We start from the raw sequence: 20,626 nt of genomic DNA, 5'->3' as shown, positions 1-20,626 counted from the left end.
ACCCCCACGCGCCCCCCAGCGCTATCCCGCCAACCACTGTCCGCAGCCCAATACCCCCTCGCCGCCAACATCCGAGGGACGCTGCATGGACCGCCTGCACGACCACCGCCCGCCGCCTGCCGCCGCGCTGCGCCAGTCCGACCCGCCCGCCACCCGCGCCCCGGCCATCGCAGCTTCCGACGCCACCGTCGTGCCCGGCGCCGCCACCGCCGCCGACCCGCTCTGGTACAAGGACGCGGTCATCTACCAGCTCCACGTCAAGTCCTTCTTCGACGCCAACAACGACGGCGTCGGCGACTTCGCGGGGCTGATCGCGCGGCTCGACTACATCGCCTCGCTCGGCGTCACCGCCATCTGGCTGCTGCCCTTCTATCCGTCGCCGCGCCGCGATGACGGCTACGACATCAGCGAGTACCGCGACGTCCATCCCGACTACGGCAAGCTCGCCGACGTGCGCCGCTTCATCCACGAGGCGCATGCGCGCGGCCTGCGCGTCATCACCGAGCTGGTCATCAACCACACGAGCGACCAGCACCCGTGGTTCCAGCGCGCGCGGGCGGCCAAGGCGGGCAGCGCGGCGCGCAACTTCTACGTCTGGAGCGACAACGACCAGGCCTACTCGGGCACGCGCGTGATCTTCTGCGACACCGAGGCGTCCAACTGGACCTGGGACCCGGTCGCGAAGGCGTATTTCTGGCACCGCTTCTACAGCCACCAGCCCGACCTCAACTTCGACAACCCGCGCGTGGTCGAGGCGGTGCTGGGCGTGATGCGCTTCTGGTTCGCGGCCGGGGTTGACGGCCTGCGGCTCGACGCCGTGCCCTATCTCGTCGAGCGCGAGGGCACCAACAACGAGAACCTGCCCGAGACCCACGCCATCCTCAAGGCGCTGCGCGCCGAGGTGGACCGCAGCTATCCGGGCCGCATGCTGCTGGCCGAGGCCAACCAGTGGCCGGAGGACACCCAGCAGTACTTCGGCGGCCGGCGCGACGAGGCCAGCGGCGCCACCGTGGGCGACGAATGCCACATGGCCTTCCACTTCCCGCTCATGCCGCGCATGTACATGGCGATCGCGCAGGAAGACCGCTTCCCGATCACCGACATCCTTCGCCAGACGCCCGAAATTCCGGCCAACTGCCAGTGGGCCATCTTCCTGCGCAACCACGACGAGCTGACGCTGGAGATGGTGACCGACCGCGAGCGCGACTACCTGTGGGAGACCTACGCGGCCGACCAGCGCGCGCGCATCAATCTCGGTATCCGCCGGCGCCTGGCGCCGCTGATGCAGCGCGACCGCCGCCGCATCGAGCTGATGAACAGCCTGCTGCTGTCGATGCCGGGCACGCCGGTGCTGTACTACGGCGACGAGATCGGCATGGGCGACAACATTCACCTGGGCGACCGCGACGGCGTGCGCACGCCGATGCAATGGTCGCCCGATCGCAACGGCGGCTTCTCGCGCGCCGATCCGGCCCGGCTCGTGAGCCCGCCGATCATGGATCCGATCTGGGGCTTCCAGGCCGTGAACGTCGAGGCCCAGCATGCCGATCCGCATTCGCCGCTCAACTGGATGCGCCGCATGCTCGGCGTGCGCAAGCAGCATCGCGCCTTCAGCCGGGGCGAGCTGAAGATGCTCTACCCCACCAACCGCAAGGTGCTCGCCTATGTGCGCCGCTTCGAGGACGAGACGCTGCTGTGCGTGGCCAATGTGTCGCGCGCGTCGCAGGCGGTCGAACTCGACCTGAGCGAGTACCAGGGCCGCGTGATGGTGGAAATGATCGGCGGCTCGGCCTTCCCGCCGATCGGGCAGCTTCCTTATCTGCTCACGCTGCCGCCCTACGGCTTCTACTGGTTCGTGCTGGCCGACAAGGCGCGCATGCCCAACTGGCATGTGCCCGCGCCCGAGCCGCTGCCCGACCTCGTGACGGTGGTGGTGCGCAAGTCCATCACCGAACTGGCCGACGCGGCGGTGCGCAAGCCGCTGGAGGCCGACGCGCTGCCGGGCTGGCTGGCAAAGCGGCGCTGGTTCGCGGCCAAGGACGAGAAGATCGACAAGGTGAGCATCGTGTCGCTCGCGTCCATCGGCGAGCCGAAGCAGCCGCTGGTGCTGGCCGAGCTGGAGGTGAAGACCGCCAAGACGCTCGCTCGCTACACGCTGCCGCTCGGCGCCGTGCCCGAGGAGGCGGTCGACACCGGCTCGCCGCTGCCGATGCAGCTCGCGCTCGCGCGCATCCGGCGCGGGCGCCAGGTGGGCACGCTCACCGACGGCTTCACGCTGCCCTTCTTCGGTCATGCGGTGATGGAGGGCTTGCGCGCGCGCCGCGCCATCGACACGGCCGACGGACAGATCCGCTTCATCCCCACGTCGATGATCGACAGCCTCGCGCTCGACCGCAGCGCCGAGGTGCGGCATCTGGCGGCCGAGCAGTCCAACAGCTCGCTCGTCGTGGGCGATGTGGCGATGGTCAAGCTCATCCGCCGCGTGGGCTGCGGCGTGCATCCCGAGGCCGAGATGGGCCGGGTGCTGACCGAGCGCGGCTTTCGCAACATCGCGCCGATGCTGGGCGAGGTGACGCGCTTTGCCGCCGACGGCACGCCCTGCACGCTGATCGTGGTGCAGGGCTTCATGCACAACCAGGGCGACGCCTGGCAATGGACGCTAGCGCGGCTCGACACGGTGATGCAGCAGGTGGCGATGACGCCGGCCGACGGCGGCCTCGACGACGACCCGGCCGCGCGGCTGGCGCGCGAGGAGAGCGGCCAGCCCGACGGCTTCGCGCGCTCGGCGGCGCGGCTCGGCCAGCGGCTGGGCGAGCTGCATGCGGTGCTCGCGATGCCCTGCGACGACGCGGCCTTCGCGCCCGAGGTGGCGACGGCGGCCGACACCAAGGCCTGGGCCGAGGCGGCAAAGGTGCAGATCGAAGCCGCCTTCAACGCGCTCGATGCGGTGTACGGCGGCGTGGCCGAGGGCGCGCGCTCGGGCGGCACGCTGCCTGCGGCCGGCACAGGCATCGGCGCCTGCGACGGCGAGCTGCCCGAGACCGAGGTGGCGCGCGCGCTGCTGGCGCGACGCAAGGCGGTGCTCGCGGCGCTGCCGAAGCTGGCGGCGGCGGGCGTCGGCACGCTGCGCACGCGCATCCATGGCGATCTGCATCTGGGGCAGATCCTCGTGTCCCAGGACGATGCCTATTTCATCGACTTCGAGGGCGAGCCGCTCAAGCCGCTGGCCGAGCGCCGCGCCAAGCTCAGTCCGTGGCGCGATGTGGCGGGCCTGCTGCGCAGCTTCGACTACGTGGCGCGCATGGCCGCGCGCGGCGGCCCCGGCGACATGAGCGCCAGCGCCTGCGAGCGCAAGCAGCGCATCCTCGACGGCTTCCTGCCCGCGTCGCAGAGCGCGTTCGTCGCGGCCTACCGGCATTCGCTGCGGCAGGCGATGCATGCGCAGGCCGAGGCGGCGCGCGCGGCGGAGGAAGCCGCCCGCGCCAGCGATGCGGCAGATGCCGGCGAGGCGGTGGAGGAGGGCATCGACGCCTCGGCCGCCGAGGCTGCCGCGCCGGTTGCCGACGCGCCGCAGTCGCCCCAGTCGCGCGTCAGGGCCGGTACCGCCGCCCGCGCCATCCCGCCGCGCGACCCGGCGGCCGACATTGCGCTGCTCGACCTCTTCCTGCTGGAAAAGGCCGGCTACGAAATCTGCTACGAGGCCGCGAACCGGCCCGACTGGCTCGCCATTCCGCTGCGGGGCTTCGCGGCGATCGCCGACGACGTGCTCGCGCGTCTCACCAGGGAGTGACCCGATGACGACCGCCACCCCGACGCGCAAGCGCGCCGACGGCTCCGACGCGCCCGACGCCACCGCCCGGCCCATCGACGACGACACCGCCCGCATCGCCGCCCAGCAGAGCGGCGGCGCCCAGCGCACCGCGCACTCGGCCGCCGACGACATCGCCGTGGACGCGGGCGACACGCCCGTCAGCCACCGCGAATCCCAGCCGCCCGACGGCGACACGCCTCGCCCGGGCGACGGCGCGTCGCGGTCCGCCGCCGTCGTGCCCGACCTCACCCGCCTCGGCGACCTCGACCTCTACCTCATCAACGAAGGCCGCCACCGCCGCCTTGCCGACGCGCTCGGCGCGCATGTCGTCACCGCGCCCAACGGCAGCATCGGCACGCGCTTCGCGGTCTGGGCGCCGAATGCGCGCCGCGTGAGCGTGGTCGGCGGCTTCAACCAGTGGGACGGCCGCGCCAACGTGATGACCACGCGCAGCGGCGGCATCTGGGAAACCTTCATCGCCGGCGTCGAGGCCGGCGCGCTCTACAAGTACGAGCTGGAGGACATCCACGGCAACCTGCTGCCGCTCAAGGCCGACCCGGTCGCCCAGCGCTTCGAGCCGGCGCCGGGCACGGCCAGCATCGTTCCCGAGCAGGCTGATTTCACCTGGACCGACGACGACTGGATGGCCCATCGCGCCGCCCACCAGCGCCACGACGCGCCCATCAGCGTGTACGAGCTGCATCCCGGCTCCTGGCGCCGGCCCGACGGCGAGTCGCCCGACTGGCGCCGGCTCGCTACTGAACTCGTGCCCTATGTGCGCGGGCTGGAGTTCACCCACATCGAGCTGCTGCCGGTGATGGAGCACCCGTTCGGCGGGAGCTGGGGCTATCAGCCGCTCGGGCTGTTCGCGCCCACGGCGCGCTACGGCGCGCCGGAGGATTTCGCGGCCTTCGTCGATGCCTGCCACCGCGCCGGGCTGGGCGTGATCGTGGACTGGGTGCCGGCGCACTTTCCGAGCGATGCCCACGGCCTCGCGCGCTTCGACGGCACCGCGCTCTACGAGCATGAAGACCCGCGCGAAGGCTTCCACAAGGACTGGAACACGCTCATCTACAACTTCGGCCGGCACGAGGTGCGCGGCTTCCTGATCGCCAGCGCGCTGCACTGGCTGGAGCATTTCCACATCGACGGCCTGCGCGTCGATGCCGTCGCCTCGATGCTCTACCGCGACTACAGCCGCGCCCCCGGCGAATGGCTGCCCAATGTGCATGGCGGCCGCGAGAACCTCGAGGCCATCGCCTTCCTGCGCGAGATGAACGACGCCGTACATGCGCTGGCGTCGGGCGCCATCACCATCGCCGAGGAATCGACCGCCTGGCCGGGCGTCACGCAATCGACGGCGGCCGGCGGCCTGGGCTTCGACTTCAAGTGGAACATGGGCTGGATGCACGACAGCCTGAGCTACTTCGGCGAAGACCCGCTGTGGCGCGGCTGGCATGGCAACAAGCTCACCTTCGGCCTCGTGTATGCCTTCAGCGAGCATTTCATGCTGCCGCTCTCGCATGACGAGGTGGTGCACGGCAAGCGTTCGATCGTCGGCCGCATGCCGGGCGCGGACGACTGGCAGAAGCTCGCAAACCTGCGTGCCGCGTACACCTTCATGTGGACGCATCCGGGCAAGAAGCTGCTGTTCATGGGCGGCGAGATCGCCCAGTGGCGCGAGTGGAACCACGACGGCGAACTCGACTGGTGGCTGCTCGAAAACCCGCTGCATCGCGGCGCCCAGCAACTGCTGCGCGACCTCAACCGGCTGTACGTGGACGAACCCGCGCTGCACACCGGCGACGCCGATCCGCGCGGCTTCCAGTGGGTGATCGCCGACGACCGCGAGAACTCGGTGTTCGCCTTCCTGCGCAAGCCGGTCGGCACGCAGGGGCGGGTGGTGCTGGTGGTGCTCAACTTCACGCCGCTGCCGCGCCATGGCTACCGCATCGGCGTGCCGCTGCCTGGGGAATGGACCGAGGTACTCAACAGCGACGCCGCCTGCTACGGTGGCGGCAACCTCGGCAACGGCGGGGCGGTGCCGGCGGAGGACCGGCCCTCGCACGGCGAAGCGCAATCGCTCGTGCTCACGCTGCCGCCGCTCGGCGGGCTGGTGCTGAGGGCGCCGGAATGAGGGGCGGTCGGCTCGCGCGCGGCGCGGCCACCGCATCGCGCGCCGCGCCGCACGACGGCCCGGCGGATCGCACACGCGCCTCGCGCGCGACGGGAGGCCATGCCGGATGCTGCTGATCCCCGACCGCCTGCTGCCGGGCAAGCCCTGGCCGCTCGGCGCGCATTCGGACGGGCTGGGCATCAACTTCGCGGTGTTCTCGGCGAATGCCGAGCGCATCGATCTCTGCCTGTTCGATCCGTCGGGCCGGCGCCAGATCGCCACGCGCACGCTGCCCGAATGCACCGACGAGGTCTGGCACGGCTATCTGCCCGACGCCCGGCCCGGCCTCGTGTACGGCTATCGCGCCTGGGGCGCCTACGACCCGGCCAACGGCCAGCGCTTCAACCCGAGCAAGCTGCTGCTCGACCCCTATGCGCGCCGGCTCGCGGGCACGCTGCGCTGGTCGGACGTGCTGTTCGCCTATCGCGTCAACTCGCCGCGCGGCGACCTCAGCATGGACCGTCGCGACAGCGCGCCCGCCATGCCCAAGGCCGTCGTGACCGACGACAGCTTCCACTGGGGCAACGATCGTCGGCCCGAGACGCCGTGGAGCGACACCGTCATCTACGAGCTGCATCCGCGCGGCTTCACGATGCTGCGCGACGAGATTCGCGCCGACGAGCGCGGCAGCTTCGCGGCGCTCGGCGATCCGCGCGTCATCGACCACCTGCGCCGGCTCGGCATCACCGCCGTCGAGCTGATGCCGGTGCATGCCTTCGTGCACGACCGCTTCCTGGTCGAGAAAGGGCTGAAGAACTACTGGGGCTACAACACGCTCGGCTTCTTCGCGCCCGAGCCGCGCTACCTCAGCGACACCTCGCCCGACGAACTGCGCATTGCGATCCGGCGGCTGCACGCGGCGGGCATCGAGGTGATCCTCGACGTGGTGTTCAACCACAGCTGCGAGGGCAGCGAACTGGGGCCGACGCTGAGCTGGCGCGGCCTCGACAACGCGAGCTACTACCGCCTCGCGCCCGACCGCCGCTACTACGAGAACGACACCGGCTGCGGCAACGCCTTCAACCTCGCACATCCGCGCGTGCTCCAGATGGTGCTCGACTCGCTGCGCTACTGGGTCGAGAGCTTTCATGTGGACGGCTTCCGCTTCGACCTGTGCACGACGCTCGGCCGCGAAGCCCACGGCTACGACCCCGGCGCCGGCTTCTTCGACGCGATCCGCCAGGACCCGGTACTGGCCGGCATCAAGATGATTGCCGAGCCCTGGGATGTGGGGCCGGGCGGCTATCAGCTCGGCAACCTGCCGCCGGGCTTTGCCGAATGGAACGACCGCTTCCGCGACAGCCTGCGGCGCTACTGGCGCGGCGACGGCAGCCAGCGGCCCGAGCTTGCCGCGCGCCTCGCCGGCTCGGGCGACCTGCTGGACCGCCGCCTGCGCCGGCCCTGGGCCAGCATCAACTACATCGCCTCGCACGACGGCTTCACGCTGCACGACCTCGTGAGCCACGCCCACAAGCACAACGAGGCCAACGGCGAGGACAACCGCGACGGCCACGGCGACAACTGCTCGGCCAACTGGGGCTTCGAGGGCGTGGCGATCTCGCTCGGCAGCGGCGAGCCCGAGCACGAGTACCTGCGCCGCTTCGGCGCGCGCGACGTGGCGGTGGCGGGCGAGCCGCCTGACGGCACGCATGCCGGTGAAGCCGGTGTGGCGGCCGATGCGGCCGGCATGCCGGGGCCGAGGCTGGCCGATCCCGCCGGCACGGGGCGCGGCGCGAGCGCGCCGGCACTGGCGCTCACGGGTTTCGCGCGGGTGATGGGCGGTATTCCCGGCGCGCTGCTCGCCAACGTGTCGGCGCTGGCCGCCACGCCCGTGCCGGCCTCCCGCGCGTCCGCCACCGACCTGCCGCTCGGCGCGGTGACGGTGCTGCGCCCCTCGCTTGCCGCCATCAACCGCGCGCCCGAGGCTTTCGACCGGCCGATGCCCGTGCTGCCCGAGCGCCCTGCGCCCGCCGCCGGCCAGGACGACGACATCTGGGACGTGCGGCGCGAGGCCTTCGACGTCATCGCGCGCCGGCGCGAGGCCATCAAGCGCGCGATGCTCATGACCGTGTTCTGCGCCCTCGGCACGCCGATGCTGCTCGCGGGCGACGAGTTCGGCCGCAGCCAGCGAGGCAACAACAACGCCTACTGCCAGGACAACGAGATTTCCTGGGTGGACTGGTCGCTCGCGCAGACGCCCGCGGGCCGTGCGCTCACGCGCTATGTGGCGCGGCTGATCGAGCTGCGCCAAGCGCATCCGTCGCTGCGCGCGCGCCAGTTCCTGCATGCGCGCACCCAGCTCGCGCCCGGCCTGCCGGACATCGCCTGGTTCGACGAGCGCGGCGGCGGCCTGAGCGTGGACGACTGGAACAACCCCGAGGGCAGGGCGCTCGGGCTGCGGCGCGCGGTCGCGCTGCCCGACGGGCGCATCGACCTCACGCTGCTGCTGCTCAACAGCTCGCCCGAGCCGCTCGCCTTCCGCCTGCCCGCGCCCGACGTGGACTGGGAGATCGCGCTCGACAGCGCCCATCCGTCGCGGCCGGCGGCGCGGCTCGCGCCCGTCGATCCCGTGGTGGCCGCGACCGGCGGCCGCGCCTACGAACTCGCCCGGCACGCCTCCGCGCTGCTGGTCGCCACGCTCGTCCCCGAGGTGATCCGATGACTCCGCACCGCCCTCCGGCGCCCGGCGCCGGCGATCCGCCGCCCGGCCCCGCCCCGTCGCCCGCCGACGCCGCGTCGCCGGCTCCCGAGCCGCCCACGCCCGCCGAGGCCCGCGTCATCGCCGAGATCGAGCGCGCCGTCGAGCCGGCCTGGGGCGCGCGCACCGACGGCGGCGCGACCGGCTTCCGCCTCTGGGCGCCGGCCTGCACGCGCGTGGACCTGTGCATCGACGGCCGCCCGCCCGAGCCGATGACGCGCGACGAGCGCGGCGTGTTCTCGGTGACGGTGACGGGCGGCGCCGGCATGCGCTATCGCTTCCGCCTCGGCGACGGGCTTCAGCCCGGCCTGCTCGTGCCCGATCCGGCCTCGCGCGCCCAGGCCGGCGACGTGCACGACGCGAGCCTCGTCGTCGCGCCCGACTTCGACTGGCGCCATCCCGACTGGCCCGGCCGGCCGTGGCACGAGGCCGTCATCTACGAAGTGCATGCCGGCCTGTGCGGCGGCTTTGCCGGCGTGGCCGACCGCCTGCCCGAACTGGCGGCGCTCGGCTTCACCTGCATCGAGCTGATGCCGGTGGCCGACTTCGCCGGCCCCTGGAACTGGGGCTATGACGGCGTGCTCCCGTTCGCGCCCGACGCCGCCTACGGCAGCCCGGCCGACCTCAAGGCGCTGATCGACGCGGCCCACGGCCTCGGCCTCATGGTCATGCTCGACGTCGTCTGCAACCACTTCGGGCCGGACGGCAACTATCTCGGCGCCTACGCGCCCGACTTCTTCCGCGACGACCTGCAGACGCCCTGGGGCGGCGCGATCGACTTCCGCCGGCCCGAGGTGCGCGGCTTCTTCAGCGCCTGCGTGCTGCAATGGCTGGTCGAGTACCGCGTCGACGGCATCCGCTTCGACGCGGTGCACGCCATCCCCGAAGCCGACTGGCTCGACGAGATGGCCGCCGCCGCGCGCGAGGCGGTGGAAGTGGCCACGCCCGGCCGCCAGGTGCATCTCGTGATCGAGAACGAGCGCAACGAGGCCGCCCCGCTCGAACGCGACTTCGACGCCCAGTGGTGCGACGACCTGCATCACGCCATCCACTGCATCCTCACCGGCGAGCGCGAGGGCTACTACGAAGACTTCGCCGATCGCCCCGCCGAGCATCTGGCGCGCGGGCTGGCCGAGGGCTTCATCTACCAGGGCGAGCCGAGCGCCCACGCGGGCGGCGCGCCGCGCGGCACGCCGGGCGGCCATCTGCCCACGACGGCCTTCGTGTTCGCGCTCCAGAACCACGACCAGATCGGCAACCGCGCCTTCGGCGACCGCCTCGTCACGCTGTGCGAGCCGGCCGCGCTGCGCGCCGCGATCGGGCTGCAACTGCTCGCGCCCTTCATCCCGCTGGTGTTCATGGGCGAGGAGATGGGCACGCGCACGCCCTTCCTGTTCTTCACGAGCTTTGCCGCGCCCGAGCTGGCCACGGCGGTGCGCGAAGGGCGGCGGCGTGAGTTCGCCAGGTTCGCCGCGTTTGCCGACCCGGCGCGGCGCGAGCGCATTCCGGACCCGAACGCGAAATCCACCTTCGAGGCCTCGGTGCCCGAAGCGCCCGACGATGCCGACGACTGGCGCGCCTTCTACCGCGAGCTGCTGGCCCTGCGCGCGGCCGAGATCGCGCCGCGCATTCCCGGCGCGCGCAGCGCCGGCGCCGAGGTGCTGTCTCCGGATGCAACCGTCGCGCGCTGGCGACTGGGCGATGGCAGGCTGCTGACGATTGCCTGCAACCTCGGTGCCGAACCGCTCGCGGTCGCCATCCCGGCCGGAGGGCTGCTGTGGCGGGGTGGTGCGCGTGCCGAGGCCTCGGCCGATCTCGCCTTCGACGGCCTGCCCGGTCATACGACGCTGGTCTGGCTCGACGGCGACGCGACCGCCGCCCGCGTGACGCTCGGCGCCGAGGCGGACCTGGCCGAAGCCGCCGCGACCGATCCCGTCAATGCCGACGCGACCGGTCAGGGCGGCGCCGGCGGCGCATTGGCCGCCCGCGCCGCCGACGACGGCACCGCCCCGGCGGCGCCGTGACGCCGAGCGCGCACGCAGGCATGCCTCTCCCGCCGACCGAACCGGAATCGCCATGACCGACGCCCAGCCCCGCGCCCCTTCCGTCGCCGATCTTCACACCACGCCCGCGCTGCCACCCGGCGCCGCGCTCGGCCATCTGGTCGCCGGCCCTGACGATCGCGGCGCGATGTCCCTGCCGCCCGACCTCGCCCGGCTCGCGCGCGACTGCGGCATCGCGCCCGAATGGATCGATGCCTACGGCCAGCCCCAGACCGTGCCGGCCGACACGCTGCGCGCGCTGCTGTCCGCGCTCGGCTTCGAGGCCGACACGCCCGCGCGCGTCGCCGAGAGCGCCGACCGGCTGCATGCCTTCGGCCACCCCGCGCATGCGCCGCTCGTGACGGCGCGCGTGGGCGAGGCGGTGGTCTGGCGCGGTCATCCCGACGGCGCCGGCCCGGCCCGGCTCACGCTCGAGGACGGGCGCGGCTACGACTGCGCGATCGAGGCGCTGCCCGGCGGCTGGCTGCGCATTCCGGCCGTTGGCGTGCCGGGTTATCACCGCATCGAGCATGACGGCGTGCAGACGGTGGTGGCGGTCGCGCCCCAGCGCGCCTGGACCCTCGACGATGCCTGCGCCGACGCGCCGGGCGAGCGCTGGTGGGGCCTCGCGGTGCAGCTGCATTCGCTGCGTGCCGACGCGCGCGGCGAGCTGGTGGGGGCGGGCGGCTTCGCGGCCCTGGCCTGCGTGGCCGAGCATGCCGGCCGCCAGGGCGCGCAGGCGCTGGCCGTCAGTCCGGCGCACGCGCTGTTCGCGGCCGACCCGGCGCGGTGCAGCCCGTATTCGCCGTCGAGCCGGCGCTGGCTCAACGTGCTGCATGCCGACGCGGCGCTGGTGTTCGGCCGCGAGCGCGTGCGCGAGGCCAAGCGGCTCGCGGGCGTGGCCGAGCTGGCGGCGCGACTGGAGGCGGCCCAGCTCATCGACTGGCCGGGCGTGGCCGAGGTGAGGCTCGGCTGCCAGCGCCGGCTGTACGAGGACACGTTCATCTTCAGCGAGGGCCGGCCGCAGGCGCGCGCCGCCGCCGACCAGCCGCTGGCCGACAACTTCATCGCCTTTCTCGACGATGGCGGCCAGCCGCTGCTGCGCCATGCCTGCTTCGAGGCACTGCATGCCCACTTCCGCCGCCTGCTCGGCCCGAAGACCGGCGGCTTCCATGACTGGCCGGCCGAGTACCGCGATCCGGCCTCGCCGGCGGTGGCCGAGTTCGCCAGGGCCAATGAAGCGGAGATCGGTTTCCACCTTTTCCTGCAATGGCTGGCGGCCTGCGGGCTGGCGGGCGCCCAGGCGGCGGCGCGCGGCGCGGGCATGGGCGTGGGGCTGATCGGCGATCTGGCCGTCGGCATGGACCCTGGCGGCAGCGAGGCCTGGAGCCACCAGGGCGTGGTGCTGCACGGGCTGTCGGTGGGCGCGCCGCCCGATCTGCTCAATCCGCTCGGCCAGGCTTGGGGGCTGGCGACGTATTCGCCGGCGGCGCTGGCGGCGAGCGGCTATCGCGCCTTCATCGACATGCTGCGCGCCGTCATGCGCGCGAGCGGCGGCATCCGCATCGACCATGTGCTGGGGCTGCGCCGGCTGTGGCTGTCGCCGCCCGACGGCGGTGGCGCCTATCTCCAGATGCCCTTCGACGACCTGCTGCGGCTGGTGGTGCTGGAAAGCTGGCGCAATCGCGCCATCGTCATCGGCGAAGACCTCGGCACCGTGCCGGCCGGTCTGCGCGAGGCGCTGGCCGACCACGGCATCGCCGGCATGAAGGTGCTGTGGTTCGAGCGCGAGACGGCGCAGGACGGCGGCGGCTTCGCCGACCCCGAGCGCTGGCCGCGCGGCGCGGTGGCGCTCACCAGCACGCACGATCTGCCGACCGTGGCCGGCTGGTGGGCCGGACGCGACATCGACTGGCGCGAGAAGCTCGGCATCGGCACGCCGGCCGACATCGAGCGCCAGCGCGCCGAGCGCGCGATCGACCGCACCCTCATCACCGAACCGCCCGCGCTCGACGCCAGCGGCCTCGCGGTGCCGCCCGCCGACATGGCCTTCGACCGCGTCGGCCGATCGGGCTGCGCGCTCGCCGTCGTGCAGGCCGAGGATCTGCTTGGCCTCGTCGAGCAGGCCAACCTGCCAGGTACCGTTGACGAGCATCCCAACTGGCGCCGCCGCCTGCCGGTGAGCTGCGGCAGCCTGCTCGACACGCCCGACGCCGCCGCGCGTCTGAACGTGCTCACCGCCGCCCGCGCGCGCCAGCTGGTGCTGCCGCTCAAGGGCGCCTGGAACCCGAGCGCCACCCAGCCCGGCCTTGCGGCCGTGATGCGCGAGGTGCGCCAGGCGGAGCTGCCGAAATGAGCCTGCCGCGCGCCACGCTGCGCCTGCAATTCCACGCCAGCTTCACCTTCGACGATGCGCATGCGCGCCTTGACGACTGGGCCGCGCTCGGCATCAGCCATCTCTACGCCTCGCCGGTGTGCGCGGCCGTGCCCGGCTCGCCGCACGGCTACGACCAGACCGACCCGACGCGCATCAACCCCGAACTCGGCGGCGAGGACGGCCTGCGCCGCCTCTGCGCCGGGTTGGCCGCGCGCGGCATGGGACTGGTGCTCGACATCGTCCCCAACCACATGGCGACCGGCGAGCACAACGCCTGGTGGATGGACGTGCTGCGCTTCGGCGAGGCGAGCCGGCATGCGCACTGGTTCGACATCGACTGGCAGTCACCCGACCCGCTGCTGCGCGGCCGGCTGCTGCTGCCGGTGCTCGGGCGGCAGGTAGGCGCGGTGGTGGCGGCCGGCGAACTGGCCCTCAAGCTCGACGCGGCGACCGGCGAGCTGTTCGTCGGCTATTTCGACAACCGCTTTCCGGTCGGCTTCGGCAGCTATGGCGCGCTGCTGCGCTCGGTGCCCGGCGCGCCGCACCTGACGACCCGGCTCGCGGCGCTGGCCGATGCCTTCGACGACGCGGCCGACCTCGCCGACGACGACGCGCCGCTCGGCATCGCGCATGCGCAGCACGAGCTGGCGCTGGAGCGTGCCGAAGATGCGGGTCTGCCGTCGCAGGGCGCGGATGCCTTTCTGCCAGCGCGCGGCGCGGGCACGCGCGGCATGGCCGCGGCCTCCGGCGCCGCACCCCGGACCGCCGCGCGCGGACTCGATCCGGCCTGGGCCGACGATCCGCTGCCCGCGCGTGTGGCGGCCGCCTTCGATGCCGCGCGCCGCGCGCTCGCCGATGCCCTCGTCGACGAGGAACTGCGCGCCACCGTCGAGCGCGGCCTCGCGGCCTGGGGCGGGCCGGACGGCTCGCCGCAGAAGCGCGCGGCGTGGATGGACCTGCTCGACGCCCAGCCCTGGCGGCTTGCCTGGTGGCGCACCGCCGCCGACGAGATCAACTGGCGCCGCTTCTTCGACGTGAACACGCTGGTCGCGCTGAGCATGGAGCGGCCAGAGGTGTTCGATGCCGTGCACGCCTTGCCCCTGCGGCTGGTGCGCGAAGGGCTGATCGACGGCCTGCGCATCGACCACATCGACGGCCTGACCGATCCGGCGGCCTATTGCAAGCGCTTGCGCGCGGCGCTCGACGCCGCCGAGCAGGCGCGCGACGAGGCGCGGACGCAGGCAGTCGAGGCGCGCGCCGAACTCGGCATGGCACAGGCCGACGCAGCGCATCCGGCGTCGGGCGTGGCCGCGCTGGCGTCGTCGGATGTGCGCGTGGCCGAGCGGCCAGGCGGTCGCGGGCAGGGTCGCACCTGGCTCGTGGTGGAGAAGATCCTCGCGCCCGGCGAGCCGATGCCCGACTGGCCGGTGGACGGCACCAGCGGCTACGACTTCATGTCGGAGGTGGCCGCGCTGCTGCATGCGCCCGAGGGCGAGGCGCCGCTCACCCGGCTTTGGCGCGACATCGCCGGGCGGCCGGAGTTCGCCGAGGAAAAGCGCGGCGCCCGCGCCGAGATCCTCGACCTGAGCTTCGCGGCGCAGTTCGCGGGCACGGTGGGCGCGTTGCACCGGCATGCGCGCGGCCGCGATGAATCGCGTGACTGGAGCGCGCATGCGATCACCCGCGCGCTGCGGGCGCTGCTGCTGCACTTCCCGGTGTACAGGGTGTATTCGCGGGTGGGCGAGGCATCGAGGCAGGACCGCGCGGTGCTCGCCCAGGCCGCCGCCGCCGCGCGCGCCGAACTGCGCCCGAGCGAACACGCGATGCTGGAAACGCTGGCCGGCTGGCTCGCGGGCGATGATGCCGGCGCCGCCGCGCCCGCGGACGGCGATCCGCCGCCGCGCCGCGAGGACCGCACCGCGCCCGCCGCGCGCACCGCCACCGGCCTGACGAGCGCGACGCGGGCGAGCCGCGCCGCCTGGGCGCCCGACGACGAGCGCCTGCCCTCGACCCACCGCGCCGGCGAGCATGCCGACGCCCGCGCGCCGCTCGCCGAGGCGCTGCGCCGCTTCCAGCAGCTCAGCGCGCCGCTTGCCGCCAAGGCCATCGAGGACACGGCGCTCTACCGCTTCGGCCGGCTGCTGTCGCGCAACGACGTGGGCTTCGAGCCGGAGGAATTCGCGCTCGGCCCCGACGATTTCCACCACGCGATGCAGGCGCGCGCCGAGCGCTGGCCGCACGCGATGCTCACCACCGCCACCCACGACCACAAGCGCGGCGAGGACGTGCGCGCCCGGCTGGCCATGCTGAGCGAGGTCCCCAACGACTGGAAGACGGCCGTCGGGCGCTGGCGCGGCATGAACCGGCATCTGAAAGGCGGCTTCGCCACCAACGGCGGCAACCGGCCGGCCGACAGCACGGCGACCGGCCTTGTGCCCGCCAGCCAGGCCGCCGACGCGCCCTCGGCCGGCGACGAGTACATGCTCTACCAGACCCTCGTCGGCGCCTGGCCGCCCGGCCTCGCTGCCGACGACCGCGTCGGCCTGCAAGCGTTTGCGGAGCGTGTCGTGCGCTGGCAGGAGAAGGCGCTGCGCGAGGCCAAGCTGCGCACGGGCTGGATCGCGCCCGTGCCGGCCTACGAGGACGCCTGCCGCGACTTCGCGCTGGCGCTGCTCGACCCGGACATCAGCGCAGCCTTCCTGGCCGACCTGACCGCATTCATTACCAGCGTCGTGCCGGGCGGCGTCATCAACAGCCTCGTGCAGCTCACGCTGCGCTGCACCTGCCCCGGCGTGCCCGACCTCTACCAGGGCGCCGACGGCTGGGACTTCAGCCTCGTCGATCCCGACAACCGCCGCCCCGTCGACTGGGACGCGCGCGCGGCGATGCTCGGCGCCGCCGGCCTCGCGCACTGGCCCGATCCGTCGATCAAGCAGCGCCTGCTGCGCGACCTGCTCGCGCTGCGCGCGAAGCTGCCTGACGTGTTCGCCGAGGGCGGCTATGTGCCGGTCCAGATCGACGGGCCGGCGGCGACGCAGGCGCTGGCCTTCATTCGCGGCGTGCCGGGGCGGGCGGTGCTGGTGGCGGTCGCGCTGCGGCCGTCGCGCGCGGTGCCGCCCAACAGCTCGTGGCTGCGGCTGACCTCGGCGTTCGCGGGGATGCGCTGGCGACGCGCGCTGCCCGGGGCGATGGCGACGGTGCAGGGCGCGGCGCCGCGCGAGGTGGCGATGAGCGGGAGCGCGCTGCCGGCGATCGATCGGCTGCTGTGCGAGCTGCCGGTGGCGGTGCTTGAGGGTGGGATGAGCTGAGCGGGTTGCTCGTGGGGCTGTTCTTCAGGCGCCGCGCGCGGCGGGCGGGGCCTCGGGGTCGGGGCCTTCACGGATGCGCCGGCTGCTGTGCAGCCGGTTCCCCGAAGCTCCTTCGGAAGCGGCAGGCTCGCCACGCACAGCGTGGCTCGACCCTCGCGGCTCCGCCACGAGGGCAGACCTGCCCTTCCTCGTCGCTTCGGGCGCACCCGAGGCGGCCCGGACCCCGAGGCCCCGCCCGCCACGCGCTCATTGAAGAGGCGGCGGCCGTCGGTGCGGATCGACCCGCGCCGCTCGGGGGATGGGATCAGGGCTGCTCGATGAGCCGGCTGTGCGGGAGGCGCATCGCTGCACCGAGCGTGTACGGCGAGGCGGCGCAGCGGGAGCCAGTGAGCCAGTGAGCCAGTGAGCCAGTGAGCCAGTGAGCCAGTGAGCCAGTGAGCCAGTGAGCCCAAGCGTCCACCCGCTACGCAGGGTGCTTTCTCTGCAACCAGGCACCTCGCTCACCGAAGCCCCGATCATCCCCAACACGTTCACAAGCGCGCCGGGCGGGGGTGGCGAGGGCGGGCCGCCTTGATCGCGCCCGGGGTGACGAGGAAGGGCAGGTCTGCCCTCGTGGCGGAGCCGCGAGGGTCGAGCCACGCCGTGCGTGGCGAGCCTGCCGCTTCCGTAGGAACCCCGGGGAACCGGCTGCGCAGCAGCCGGCGCGATCGTGAAGGCCCGCCCTCGCCACCCCCGCCCGGCGCGCGTGCCCGAACCACCCGCAACCTCAATCGCCGAAGAAGTGCTTCCGATACCGAGGATTCATCTTCGACAGCGACATGAGCATCAGGAAGTCCGCCGAGTTGAAGTCGGGATCCCAGGCCGGCGCGCCGCAGATCTCGGCGCCCACGCGCAGATAGCCCTTCACCAGCGGCGGCGCTTCCACATCCAGCGACGAATCCAGCTTCTCGACCGGCAGCGCGAGGCGCGGGAACACGTGGTACTCGGGCGCGGCGAGGCCGCCTTCGAGCTTCTTCCACAGCGAGGCGGCGGTGTGGCCGCCGTCGCGCATGCTGATGCTGGCGCAGCCGATCAGATGCTCGTAGCCACCGGCCTTCATGTAGCCGGCAATGCCCTTCCACAGCAGCATGATCACCGCGCCGTTGCGGTAGTCCTGATGCACGCAGGAGCGGCCGAGTTCCACGAGGTTGTGACGCATCGGCAGCAGGCGGGTCAGGAAGAATTCGCTCTCGCTGTAGTAGCAGCCGATCTTCTTGGCGGCGTGCGGCGGGAGGATGCGGTAGGTGCCGATCACCTGCTGCGTGGCGTTGTCGCGCACGATCAGGTGGTCGCAGTACTTGTCGAACATGTCGCGGTCGATCGGGCGGCCTTCGCTGTCGAAGTTGCGCGGCACGCTCGCGCCCATTTCCTCGGCAAACACCTTGTAGCGCAGGCGCTGGGCTTCGCGGATCTCGTTCTCGCCGCGCGCGAAGCTCAGCGTGAAGCCGCTGGCCACCTGGGGCGCGAGCTTCTTGAGCATGCGGCGGTGTCCGAGGGCGGCGCCGAACTGGCTGGGCTGGGGCAGGCGCGCGCGGGCGCTGTCGAGCGTCTGGCCGATCAGCTTGCGTGAGATGTCGCGCATCGTTCCCCGGCTTTCGCCGAAGGCGTCGACCAGCGGCGAGAGCGGCGAGGGGAAGTGGTCCTTGCGCATGAATCCTCCGGGGCAGTCGCGTGACGTTCCTGGTCACGCAGTCATCACAACGGGCCGGAGATTGGGGGCGGCAAATGTCAGCGCCGCGACGCCACGACTACGCGCGGATGACAGCGCGTGAGCATGCGCAACCGCGCAAGGAGTCGTCGCGGGCGCGGGCGTTGCCGGCGGCGCGGAGGTGCTTGCGCCGCTGCGGGCGGGCGCGCTGCCGCCGGCGCGTCACTTCGCCGCGAACTGGAGGTCGCCGTACCAGGCGTCGATGTCGCTGCGGGTGTTGTCGCTGTCGGTCAGCAGGCCGACGGCGCGCAGCATGCCGGGCTCCTCGCCGAAGGCGGCGATGAAGTCGGCGCGCACGTCGCGGCGGTGATGGCGCCATTCGCCGAGGCCGCCGCTGCCGCTCTCGACCACCAGCATGCGGATGCGGTCGGTGATACGGTTGGGAATGACGGTGCCCACGGGCAGCCGGTTCTCGCGGATGTAGATGAGCGTGGCGTAGGGCAGCTCGCGGCCGGTGAACAGCCGCGCCTGCTCCGAGAGGATGCGGTCGCGCATCGAGAGCCGGGCGCGGTCGCCGTCGAAGCTGAGGACGATGCGGCTCGGGCTGTCGTCGGTCTCGCGCTGGCGGTTGTCGGCGGCGTCGATGAGGCGGTCGGCGCGCCAGTCCCAGCTCAGCCAGGGCGTGCGCGCGAGGTCGATCGCGCAGGGCGCTTCGAGGCCGCTGGCGGCGCTGCTGGCGCGGGCGTGGATGACGTTGCGTTGGCTTGCCTTGCCGTCGCTGCCCGGCACGCTGGCGCGCACCAGGCGGTATTCGGTGCGGCGCTTGTCTGGCCGCAGGATGAAGGGCGACCAGCCGGCGGGCAGGCCGTCGCGGCCGCTCGCGGCGGCGGAAAACAGGCTGGGCACGGCGCCGACGGGTACGGCGATACCCGGGGCCGGTGCGGCGTCGCTGTCCTCGTCGTCAAGCAGGCTGGTGTCGATCGGCCCCGAGCCGCCGGGCATCGAGCTGACTTCCGGCGCACTGGCGCAGCCGCCGAGCAGGCCGGCCAGAAGCGCTGCCGCGCCCACGAAGCGATACAGAAGGGAGTGAGACGGCGGCTGGAACGCAGGCATGGCGGAGAACTCGGCTTCGGCGGTCGCGCTGCGCGGCCGCCTGAATGATTGACGGCCGTTGCGTCCGGAATCGGAGCTATCGGCCTTCGGCGTCGCGGTCGGATAAATTCGTCTCGCGGCACGGGGCCGAATGCTGCCCGAAGGCTCGCGTCGCGGCGCACACCGTCCGTCGCGCCGCCGATGCGGATTGCGACCGGCTGTCACGGCGCGCCCCGCCCGGCCGGCTCCCGAAACGCAATGTTTCGGGCTTTGCCCGGACACGGGTTTCCGTCAGGGCCGGCATCCGACTGACGGCGCAGGCGCACGGCTAGAATCGCCGCCACTTTCGCCCTGCGATTCCGTACTGCGCCCGCCGCGATGAATTCACCTGCTTTCCCGTCCGCGGCCACGCCCGCGACCACCGCGTCCGGCATCCGGCCCTCGCGTTTCACCCTCAGCTGCATCGTCCCGGCCTATAACGAGGTCAGCCACATCGCGCGCTTCATCGCCGAGCTGCACGCCGCCGTGCGGCCGCTCGCCGACGAGGTCGAGATCATCGCGATCAACGACGGCAGCCGCGACGCCACCGCCGCCGAGATCGAGCGCGTCGCCGGCCAGTACGGCGTCTGCCTGCTCGACCTGTCGCGCAACTTCGGCAAGGAAGCCGCGCTCACCGCGGGCCTCGAAGGCGCGCGCGGCGACTGCGTGCTCATCATCGACTCCGACTTCCAGCATCCCTTCGGCACGATCGGCCCGATGATCGAGCGCTGGAAGGCCGGCGTGGACATGATCTACGGCGTGCGCACCGACCGTGACGACGAGCACTGGGCCAAGCGCGCCGGCACCAAGGCCTTCTACGCGCTGATGTCGCGCGGCTCGGCCGTGCCGATCCCGCCCGACGCGGGCGACTTCCGCCTCATGGACCGCCGCGTCGCCGACGCTATCCTCCAGCTGCCCGAGCGCAACCGTTTCATGAAGGGCCTCTATGCCTGGGTCGGCTTCAGGAGCGAATCGATCGAGTTTGAGGTGCGCGAGCGCGAGAGCGGCGTGTCCAGCTTCAACTTCAAGGCGCTGCGCCGGCTCGCGATGACCGGCCTCGTCGCCTTCACCGACCTGCCGCTCAAGGCGGTGCGCATGGCCGGCGCCTTCATCTCGGTGCTGGCCGCGCTGTACGGCCTGTGGATCGTGTTCGAGCGCGTGTGCTGGGGCGAGGCCATTCCGGGCTTCGCGACGGTGGCGGCATCGATCATGTTCTTCGCCGGCGTGCAGATGTTTTCCATCGGCATCATCGGCGAGTACCTCGGCCGCGTTTACACCGAGGTCAAGCGCCGCCCGACCTACATCGTCGGCCGCCGCGTCGATTGCAGCCCGCTCGCCGGCCGGCCGCATCACGCCGGCTTCGAGCCCAACGGCATCGGCGCGCGCGGATGAGCCG

General features: G+C 72.6%; 9 protein-coding genes. 7 read left to right on the top strand and 2 right to left on the bottom strand.

Going from position 1 to position 20,626, the window contains the following annotated elements; translation table 11 throughout:
• The first annotated feature begins 85 nt into the window (after nt 1-85).
• The 6 genes from treS (at nt 86) to treY (ending at nt 16,412) form a co-directional block, all read left to right on the top strand.
• Nucleotides 86-3,790, top strand: coding sequence for a maltose alpha-D-glucosyltransferase (gene treS, locus H566_RS0104710; RefSeq protein WP_084544754.1), 3,705 nt, complete (start codon nt 86-88; stop codon nt 3,788-3,790).
• Between the two features lie 4 nt (nt 3,791-3,794).
• The gene (glgB, locus tag H566_RS22925) at nt 3,795-5,948 is read left to right on the top strand and encodes a 1,4-alpha-glucan branching protein GlgB (RefSeq protein WP_051378037.1); all 2,154 of its coding nucleotides are present in this window, start codon (nt 3,795-3,797) and stop codon (nt 5,946-5,948) included.
• A 106-nt stretch (nt 5,949-6,054) separates the two neighbouring features.
• Nucleotides 6,055-8,649 (top strand): glycogen debranching protein GlgX, encoded by a 2,595-nt coding sequence (glgX, locus tag H566_RS30545; protein WP_084544753.1) that lies wholly within the window; start codon nt 6,055-6,057, stop codon nt 8,647-8,649.
• Nucleotides 8,646-10,709, top strand: a complete 2,064-nt coding sequence (treZ, locus tag H566_RS22915) for a malto-oligosyltrehalose trehalohydrolase (RefSeq protein WP_084544752.1) — start codon at nt 8,646-8,648, stop codon at nt 10,707-10,709. Before glgX ends, treZ begins: the two co-directional genes overlap by 4 nt.
• A 52-nt stretch (nt 10,710-10,761) precedes the next feature.
• Entirely contained in the window at nt 10,762-13,083 is a 2,322-nt protein-coding gene (gene malQ, locus H566_RS0104690) for a 4-alpha-glucanotransferase (RefSeq protein WP_211238031.1), read from the top strand.
• A complete protein-coding gene (gene treY / locus H566_RS29900) occupies nt 13,080-16,412 on the top strand; it encodes a malto-oligosyltrehalose synthase (RefSeq protein ID WP_028310528.1) in 3,333 nt (1,110 codons plus the stop codon). The genes malQ and treY overlap by 4 nt, the downstream gene beginning before the upstream one ends.
• Nucleotides 16,413-17,178: 766 nt before the next feature.
• On the opposite strand, the gene H566_RS0104680 is transcribed toward treY, so the two are convergent.
• Nucleotides 17,179-17,931, bottom strand: a complete 753-nt coding sequence (locus H566_RS0104680) for a GNAT family N-acetyltransferase (RefSeq protein ID WP_407919676.1) — start codon at nt 17,929-17,931, stop codon at nt 17,179-17,181.
• A 390-nt stretch (nt 17,932-18,321) separates the two neighbouring features.
• Nucleotides 18,322-19,212 (bottom strand): DUF3047 domain-containing protein, encoded by an 891-nt coding sequence (locus H566_RS0104675; protein WP_084544748.1) that lies wholly within the window; start codon nt 19,210-19,212, stop codon nt 18,322-18,324.
• 357 nt (nt 19,213-19,569) lie between these two features.
• Here H566_RS0104675 and H566_RS22910 point away from each other — a divergent pair, with 357 nt between their 5' ends.
• On the top strand, nt 19,570-20,622 hold the full coding sequence (locus tag H566_RS22910) for a glycosyltransferase family 2 protein (protein ID WP_051378032.1): 1,053 nt from the start codon (nt 19,570-19,572) through the stop codon (nt 20,620-20,622).
• The last annotated feature ends 4 nt before the right edge of the window (nt 20,623-20,626 follow it).

This window comes from Derxia gummosa DSM 723 (genome assembly GCF_000482785.1).
Classification (GTDB): Bacteria; Pseudomonadota; Gammaproteobacteria; order Burkholderiales; family Burkholderiaceae_E; genus Derxia; species Derxia gummosa.
This window is presented reverse-complemented; position numbering and strand designations above follow the sequence as displayed.

Coding starts and splice junctions, on each gene's coding strand:
- treS (WP_084544754.1), top strand. CDS start 86: ATGGACCGCCTGCACGACCACCGCCCGCCGCCTGCCGCCGCGCTGCGC.
- glgB (WP_051378037.1), top strand. CDS start 3,795: ATGACGACCGCCACCCCGACGCGCAAGCGCGCCGACGGCTCCGACGCG.
- glgX (WP_084544753.1), top strand. CDS start 6,055: ATGCTGCTGATCCCCGACCGCCTGCTGCCGGGCAAGCCCTGGCCGCTC.
- treZ (WP_084544752.1), top strand. CDS start 8,646: ATGACTCCGCACCGCCCTCCGGCGCCCGGCGCCGGCGATCCGCCGCCC.
- malQ (WP_211238031.1), top strand. CDS start 10,762: ATGACCGACGCCCAGCCCCGCGCCCCTTCCGTCGCCGATCTTCACACC.
- treY (WP_028310528.1), top strand. CDS start 13,080: ATGAGCCTGCCGCGCGCCACGCTGCGCCTGCAATTCCACGCCAGCTTC.
- H566_RS0104680 (WP_407919676.1), bottom strand. CDS start 17,931: ATGCTCAAGAAGCTCGCGCCCCAGGTGGCCAGCGGCTTCACGCTGAGC.
- H566_RS0104675 (WP_084544748.1), bottom strand. CDS start 19,212: ATGCCTGCGTTCCAGCCGCCGTCTCACTCCCTTCTGTATCGCTTCGTG.
- H566_RS22910 (WP_051378032.1), top strand. CDS start 19,570: ATGAATTCACCTGCTTTCCCGTCCGCGGCCACGCCCGCGACCACCGCG.